Raw genomic sequence first — 7075 nt, 5'->3', positions numbered from 1 at the left:
GAGAGCAAATATTCACCAGAAAAAAGTGATCGTATACGTCTTACAGAGAGATAATACAGCTCAGCTAAGGTAAGGCTTTTCACCACGTCCTTTCTTGAGTCCAGAGAAGATCCGCTTCATGGTGAGCTCATAACTGTATTTGATGTGGAAATGGCCTTCCGGGGTATGGGGATGGCCCGGTTTGAGTCTGAATGATTCTAAGGCGTTGCGTTTCCTCTGACCAGTTACGCGGTAGCCTTCAGGTAGTTCCTTAACCCTGATGCGTATAAAGAGGTTGCGGTTTATAACGCCTGTTTTCGTTCATTAGCTTACTTTTCTCTGTCTGATTAATCTTGTGGTCAACAAATTCAGGGAGCATCGAGCAGGCGTATGTGAGCGTTTTGCTCATGGAACAATCGGCGACACAGAATACGATAGCAGTCCCGGTCAAAGCCGGCGGCAGGCAGACGCAGTTTCTGCGCACTACGCAAGGTGGCAGCGGTGCCGAGGTAAAACCAGTTACTTATCACATGGAAAGCACGACGCCTCCCCTGCTTCTCTTCGATAGCGATGCGGCCCGGAAAAGGCCAGTGCCGAACCTGAGTGTGGGTCAGCGCAGCGCGCAGCCGTGACTGATGAACAGACAGGGGCTCTGCGCCGCAACATGCGCCGGCGCATTTAGCGAGCTGGTAGCGAAAACATGGCTGTCCCGGGCGGCCCTTCTCAATATCAAGGAGGGTCAGGCAGAGTCGTTCCCGGTCGGCTATATCACGCAGGAGGTCGACGGCAGCCGCGCGATGCGCAAACAGCCCGTACAGGTCTGGCGTCCGGGAGAAATCCACCGCGTCACTAAAAACAATGCGCGTGCTGTTGTCCAGAACCAGCAGCGCGCACAGGCGGCGTACCTTACGCAGTCGCTTGTTATAAAGCGGCCGCTGCTGTTTGACCAGCGTGGATTCGAGCAACAGTGCGCCGATTTCACCAACGGTTTCGATGTAACTGATACGCTGTGTGGCGGCAAGCAGACGGGCTTCACGTGGATTGCGCAGGTGCGACTGCACGCGACGCCGGATATTGATGCTCTTGCCGATGTAGAGCGGATGGGCGTCACTGTCGCCGTGAAAAAGATAGACGCCGCAGGTCTGGGGCAGCGCGGCGACGTCGCCGGCCAGATGGTCAGGGTAGCGATACATGACCCATCCTGTTAAACCAGTTCAGTTTTGTATCAGTTCTGCATGTTGTGATTGCGTCAAACATCATACCCATTGTAAAGCTGCGAATCTGAGGAATCCGCGTCAAACCTCGTTTCTTCTCAGGAGCTGCGGTCAGTTTTTGCTGCTGATGGTGAGGTAATTAGCCAAATATTTTCAGGTAAAATCGAGATGAGAAGACAGGGTCAGATGTCATCACGCATTCACCCTGCCGGGAAAAAAAGCTGCACACGGCAGCTTTGCAGACGTGTAAATCAGCTTCTCAGCTTCCGGTAGATAAACAGCACCACCAGAGCTCCGACTACGGCCACGGCGAAACTGCCTGTGTTAAAGCCATCCACTTTACCAAATCCGAACAGAGTGCTTATCCAGCCCCCCACCACGGCACCGATGATACCCAGAATCACCGTAACGATGAAACCACCACTGTCCTTACCCGGCATAATCCACTTAGCCAGAACGCCTGCAATCAGGCCAAAAACGACCCAGGATAAAATTCCCATTATTTCACTCTCCTTCAAATATTCCCGGTAAGCGTAGTCTGTTGCGAAAATGTTTCAAGTCCGGGTGCCAATAAAGTACGGGGTTTCCGGCTATCCGGAGGAGTGGTCGGGCTGGGTCTTGAAGATGGTTGAAGCTTCAGCGCTGGATTACTCGCCCGCCTTGCGCAGGTTGATTGACTTAATATATTGATTTTAATGATTTATTTTTGCTTCAAGATAGTGGATTTTTTCAACGAGCATTGGGGTTGGAACTGATTTTTAAATGCCCTGTGCAGGGCGCAGAAGATACCGACCTCCAGGCTCTGTTTGCGGGCCCATCGCAGCATCGCTCGGGTGGCAGAGCGGAAGAGCGCGTTGAGCTGGAGCCAGTTGTTGTTGAAGAACGGCCACAGGATGTGTGGCATGGTGAAGGTAATGTGCTGCCAGAGGATATGTGTCTGCTGTGTGACCCACTGCTATGTGGCTTTGAAGCCGCAGGAGCTGCAGGCCTTTGATTTACAGCTCTGGCAGAAGAAACGGGTGTGGGTACAGTCAGGTGACGCGCAACAGTAGCGGCGAACGCCCATACAGGTGGTGCCGCAGGAGAGCATGCGCTCGACGCAGAGGCGGGTCCATTCGCTGACGCGGTCGCCGTGTTTGTCGAGAAATTTATTCCAGCCGTCATTGACGGTGAAGAGCAGCTTTGCAGGTCGGGGGATGTACATGCTGCAGAGTATAAAGAGGGACGCCGGGCAAGCAAACTATCGGAACCGCAAAGCGGTGACGCTCGCCCTGAAAGGGCGCTACGTTCACAAAGCTGCCGGATTCGAGTTTCAGGGTGCTGAGGTCGCAGAGGGCGCGCAGTTCAGCCGGGAGGTGAAGGGCGATGAAATCCCGGGCGGTGTCGGGATGAGTCAGGAAGGCCCTGAAGGCCGCGTCATGCGGCACCGGGGTGGATTTTTTCATGCGCCCGTTCTGTCAGTTCAGAAAAGACCAGCTTACCACACCGGGCGGTCTGATTCAGTGACAGCGCTTCGCATCCTGCCCGCAGAATTTTCACCCCGTCCGTGGACTCTACCGGCAAATCTAAAATAAGGCCGGCGATGTGTCTGGAGTAATAGGGGGTTGACGCTCAATGGAACGGTTTTACACGTTAAGTATTTTTTGCAAGATAAATCAGAGCATTATGGACAGTGGATATTATACCGAAAATGGCGTCTTTTTAATCGATATTCCCTATCCTGCTGCAGGCTGGTCAGCGTAAAGTAAATCGACAAGGAAAAAAATCGGCATCGGGAGATGCCGGTCAGAAAGATTAATGCAACTCTGGCCAGTAGTCCTTATTGGCCTCGATCAGGTCATCTAGAATCGCCTTCGCGACAGACGCGCTCGGCACGGTTTTCGACAGCGTAATCGCCTGCCAGAGTTTCTGGTATGAGCGCTGCTCCCACGCATCCACCACCAGTTTTTCAACCGCCACCTGCTGGCTCATCAGCCCTTTCTGGAAGTGCGGAATGTCGCCCACCGTCAGCGGCTCCGGCCCGTTATGGCCGACCAGACACGGAATTTCTACCATCGAGTCGGCGTCAAAGTTATGGATTGCCCCGTTGTTTGGTACGATCAGCAGCATCCGTTCCTGGGTATTGAAAGCAATCGCGGTCGCAAGATCGACGATATACGACGCATGCTCGTCGATTTCCAGTTCACCAGCGGAGGATTTCCCGGCTTCGATAATCGCCTGGCAGGAGCTGAACACGTGCTTCTCGCGGTGATCCATCACCTCGTTCGCGCGGGTGCGTTCCGGGTTAGAATGCGCCACCACGTAGTCCGGGAAGAAGTAATATTTCAGGTAGGTGTTCGGCATGGTATCCGGGTCCAGCGCCTGCACGTCTTTCGCTTTGGCAAAGGTGTCGTTCCAGCTGGCTTCGGTATGCGCATTTTCCGAATGTGGGACATATCCGTTTTTCGCCACATATTCCCGCAGTTTTGGCATCAGATCGTTGCCGTTGAGATCTTCAATCGACGTCCACCACCCGAAGTGATTCAGGCCATAGTAGCGCACGCGCATCTCTTTGCGGTCTTTCAGGCCGACAATCTGCGCCATGCGCCCTTCAATGCCGATCGGCATATCGCAGATGTTGAGGACCTTAGCGTTCGGGCGCAAACGGCGGGTTGCCTCCGCAACAATGGCTGCCGGGTTGGAGTAGTTCAGCATCCAGGCATTAGGTGAGTACTGCTCCATATAATCCACCAGTTCCAGCACGCCGCCGATGGAGCGCATACCGTAGGAAATCCCACCTGGTCCACAGGTTTCCTGTCCCAGCACGCCGTGGCGCAGCGGGATTTTCTCGTCTTTTTCACGCATCGGGTATTTGCCCACACGGATATGCGCCATCACAAAATCCACATCGGTAAAGGCTGCTTGCGGATCGGTGGTGTAACTAAAGGCAATCTCTGGGTCCTGTTCCTTAAGAATGATTTTGCATGCCTCGGCGATGGTCTCCTGACGCGCGCTGTCGTTGTCATAGAACTTCAGGGCGCGCAGCGGGAAGCGATCGCGGTTAGCTAACAACATCAGGACGATACCGGGGGTAAAGGTGCTTCCTCCGCCTGCAATGACAACTGAGAATTTTTTCATGATACATCCTCCGTCATGGTGGTTTGTTCGTTCGTTAAAGGGATTTTCATCAGCGATTCAAGCTGGTCGCGCAACTGGGGAACATGCAGACCGACAATCACCTGAATGCCGTTGCCGCGTCGCACCACACCGTGTGCACCCAGGGCTTTAAAGACGTCGTCGCTTTGGGTTTGTGTCATATCGACCAGCGCGATGCGCAAGCGAGTGGCGCAGTTGTTAATACTTTCGATATTGGCGGCGCCACCCAGCGCCTGCAGGAAGCCAGCGGCCTGCCCAACCTGCTGACTGGCAGCTGCCGGTGATGTTTTTTGCCCACGAGCCGCCTTATAGTCAGCCTTGCTGTAGAGTTTGATTTCACTCTCTTCACGGCCCGGCGTTTTGAGATTCAGCCGTTCAATCAGCGTCTTGAAGACCACGAAGTAGATGCCGGTGAAGCAGATGCCAATGCCTATCTGGGTGAAGACCATTGAGGCGTGGTTGTGGAACATTGGGATCCAGTTTTGCGGCAGGAACTGGTCGAGCAGCCCGCCCCCCATATTTCCCACGACGCCAAAAATATACATCGCAGTCGCCATCGAGGCTGCAAGCACGGCGTGAATGGCAAACAGCAAAGGCGAGATAAAAAGGAAGGTAAATTCGAGTGGTTCAGTGATGCCTACCAGCATGGCAGTGAGCGTCGCCGGGATCAGCAGACCCGCAACTTTGACGCGCTTTTCCGGCGATGCCGTGTACCACAACGCCAGCGCAATCCCGACAGAGCCAAAGACCTTGCAGTTACCGTGCAGTGCAAAGCCACCTTCCGGGAACAGGGTTTTCAGTGGCAACGTGCTCTGGCTGAATTCCTGCAAATGCTGCGCCCAGTAAACCTGAATACCACCCTCTACCGCTGCCGGACCGAAGATAAACGGGCCGTAGACAAAGTGGTGCAGCCCGGTTGGGATCAAAATGCGTTCTAGGAAGGTATAGACCCACACACCCAACGCGCCTGCAGAGCGTAAGAAGGACTGCAGGGACTCAATACCCATCTGCACTTTCGGCCACCCCAGTAGCGTGAGCCAGGCGCAGGGGATCATCACGAAAAAAGCTAGAATAACGACAAACGAGGAGCCCTGGAAAATACCGAGGAAGACTGGCAGCGGCTTGTCGAAATAGCGGTTGTGGATAACAGTAACGATGCCCGAAATGATAATGGCTCCGATAATACTGGTATCGATCGTTTTGATACCGGCGATCATCGCCAGCCCGCTTCCGGCTACGGGTTCTGCGGCGAAGTTTACGCCAAAGAAATGGCCCCAGCTCATCCCCATCGCGTTGATAAAATAGTTCCAGCTCAGGAAGCTAATCAGCACTGCGAGGCAGGCCCGCCCCTGCGCCTGCTTTGCCAGACCAATGGGTAAGCCGACGGCAAAAATCAGCGGCATATTGCGAAATACTGCCCAGCCGCCCTCTTCAATGATGTGCACGATTTGTGCGAACAGATTATCAGGGGCGGTTAAGGCCTCGCCCACAAACAGCGGGTTGCGAAGCATGATAGCGATTCCCACCACGATCCCGGCAAACGGAAACAGCAACACCGGGGTAAACATGGCACCGCCAAAACGTTGTATTTGACTGAGCATTTTTAAATCCTCACGTAACAACCTGTAGATGTAGAGGCCTTTATGGTTTTTTACTGGCTTGGAGTGAGCATAAGAATTTACTGATGAGCGAACATGGCGCGCCACTACGATTCGTGATCGCATTCATGGTTTTAATGAGGTCGATAAGGTCTAATTTTGTCTATAAATATGGACATCTTAAGACGAAAACCACGCCCTGATAAAGGTAAAAAGGTCTACTGATGATCTACAAATCTATTGCTGACAGGTTGCGGCTGCGGCTGAATTCGTCGGACTACAGCATCGGTAGCCGGCTCCCCGGAGAGAAAGCGCTGGCGCAGGAATTTGGCGTGGCGCGAATGACCATTCGCAAAGCGATGGCCCTGCTGGTGATCTGGGGGCTGGTTGAGCGCAGACATGGTAGCGGAACATTTGTCGCACGTAAGGGTGTGCACCATGAAACCACCATTCTGACCGGTCTGGTGGAGGTACTGCGCCAGCAGGGGAAAGAGGTGCAAAGCAAGGTACTGCAGTTTGAGGTGATGCCTGCGCCGCCTGCTATAGCCAGTCAGTTGCGGATTCAGGTGGATGAGCTGATCTACTTTTCGCGCAGGGTGCGCTACGTAGAAGGGAAACCACTGATGCAGGAGGAAAGCTTTATGCCCGTGAAGCTGTTTCGCAACCTCTCGCTGGCACATCTCGAAGGGTCAAAGTTTGATTACATTGAGAAGGAGTGCGGGATTACCATCAGCGGTAACTATGAAAGCCTGACGCCCGTGCTGGCAGATAAATCGCTGGCAGGATACCTGAACGTACCGGTACAGACGCCGCTGCTGCGCATTACGTCCCTTTCCTACAGCGACAGCGGCGAATTTCTCAATTATTCCGTTATGTTCCGTAACACTGATTACCAGGTGGACTACCATTTGCGTCGCATCCACCCGGAAGATTTACTAACTCATCCTCCTGATCAGCACCGCCAGCAGCTGCGGCGATTAAAAGAGGCTTCAGAGGAAGAAAATATTACTTAACGTGAGATTTCGTTCCACTGAGGGGTTCTGTGCCGGAACCACCGAAATTTCCGGTATTACGAGTAAGTATCCTCCGGCAGAGCCGGAGGCTTTAGGGTGAGCGCCTCAAAGGCGCCGACAAACCATGAGCCGCCCA

General features: G+C 53.6%; 5 protein-coding genes and 2 pseudogenes. 1 reads left to right on the top strand and 6 read right to left on the bottom strand.

What is annotated here, in order from left to right; translation table 11 throughout:
* Window positions 1-347: 347 nt before the first annotated feature.
* The 6 genes and pseudogenes from cho to ACSZO4_RS23930 form a co-directional block, all read right to left on the bottom strand.
* Window positions 348-1172, bottom strand: a complete 825-nt coding sequence (gene cho / locus ACSZO4_RS23955; protein WP_437891579.1) for an excinuclease Cho — start codon at window positions 1170-1172, stop codon at window positions 348-350.
* Window positions 1173-1444: 272 nt separating this feature from the next.
* Window positions 1445-1693: a GlsB/YeaQ/YmgE family stress response membrane protein gene (locus ACSZO4_RS23950; RefSeq protein WP_437891578.1), complete on the bottom strand. Its 249-nt coding sequence runs from the start codon at window positions 1691-1693 to the stop codon at window positions 1445-1447.
* Window positions 1694-1962: 269 nt separating this feature from the next.
* Window positions 1963-2397, bottom strand: a pseudogene (locus ACSZO4_RS23945) (transposase zinc-binding domain-containing protein); the annotation flags it as partial.
* A gap of 85 nt (window positions 2398-2482) precedes the next feature.
* Window positions 2483-2638 (bottom strand): annotated as a pseudogene (locus tag ACSZO4_RS23940) (Rpn family recombination-promoting nuclease/putative transposase); the annotation flags it as partial.
* Between the two features lie 349 nt (window positions 2639-2987).
* Window positions 2988-4310, bottom strand: a complete 1323-nt coding sequence (locus tag ACSZO4_RS23935; protein ID WP_437891576.1) for a 6-phospho-alpha-glucosidase — start codon at window positions 4308-4310, stop codon at window positions 2988-2990.
* Complete coding sequence (locus ACSZO4_RS23930; protein ID WP_437891575.1) at window positions 4307-5929, bottom strand: alpha-glucoside-specific PTS transporter subunit IIBC; 1623 nt, start codon at window positions 5927-5929, stop codon at window positions 4307-4309. The genes ACSZO4_RS23935 and ACSZO4_RS23930 overlap by 4 nt, the downstream gene beginning before the upstream one ends.
* Before the next feature lie 221 nt (window positions 5930-6150).
* On the opposite strand from ACSZO4_RS23930, the gene ACSZO4_RS23925 reads away from it, so the two are divergent.
* A complete protein-coding gene (locus ACSZO4_RS23925) occupies window positions 6151-6939 on the top strand; it encodes a GntR family transcriptional regulator (RefSeq protein WP_437891574.1) in 789 nt (262 codons plus the stop codon).
* The last annotated feature ends 136 nt before the right edge of the window (window positions 6940-7075 follow it).

The organism is Phytobacter sp. V91 (assembly GCF_965644225.1).
GTDB lineage: Bacteria > Pseudomonadota > Gammaproteobacteria > Enterobacterales > Enterobacteriaceae > CBFFRJ01.
The sequence above is the reverse complement of the archived record's forward strand: the minus strand, read 5'-3'. Positions and strand labels throughout refer to the sequence as shown.

Bases quoted from the DNA above. Each gene is read 5' to 3' on its own strand.
- cho (WP_437891579.1), bottom strand. From the start codon at position 1,172: ATGTATCGCTACCCTGACCATCTGGCCGGCGACGTCGCCGCGCTGCCC.
- ACSZO4_RS23950 (WP_437891578.1), bottom strand. From the start codon at position 1,693: ATGGGAATTTTATCCTGGGTCGTTTTTGGCCTGATTGCAGGCGTTCTG.
- ACSZO4_RS23935 (WP_437891576.1), bottom strand. From the start codon at position 4,310: ATGAAAAAATTCTCAGTTGTCATTGCAGGCGGAGGAAGCACCTTTACC.
- ACSZO4_RS23930 (WP_437891575.1), bottom strand. From the start codon at position 5,929: ATGCTCAGTCAAATACAACGTTTTGGCGGTGCCATGTTTACCCCGGTG.
- ACSZO4_RS23925 (WP_437891574.1), top strand. From the start codon at position 6,151: ATGATCTACAAATCTATTGCTGACAGGTTGCGGCTGCGGCTGAATTCG.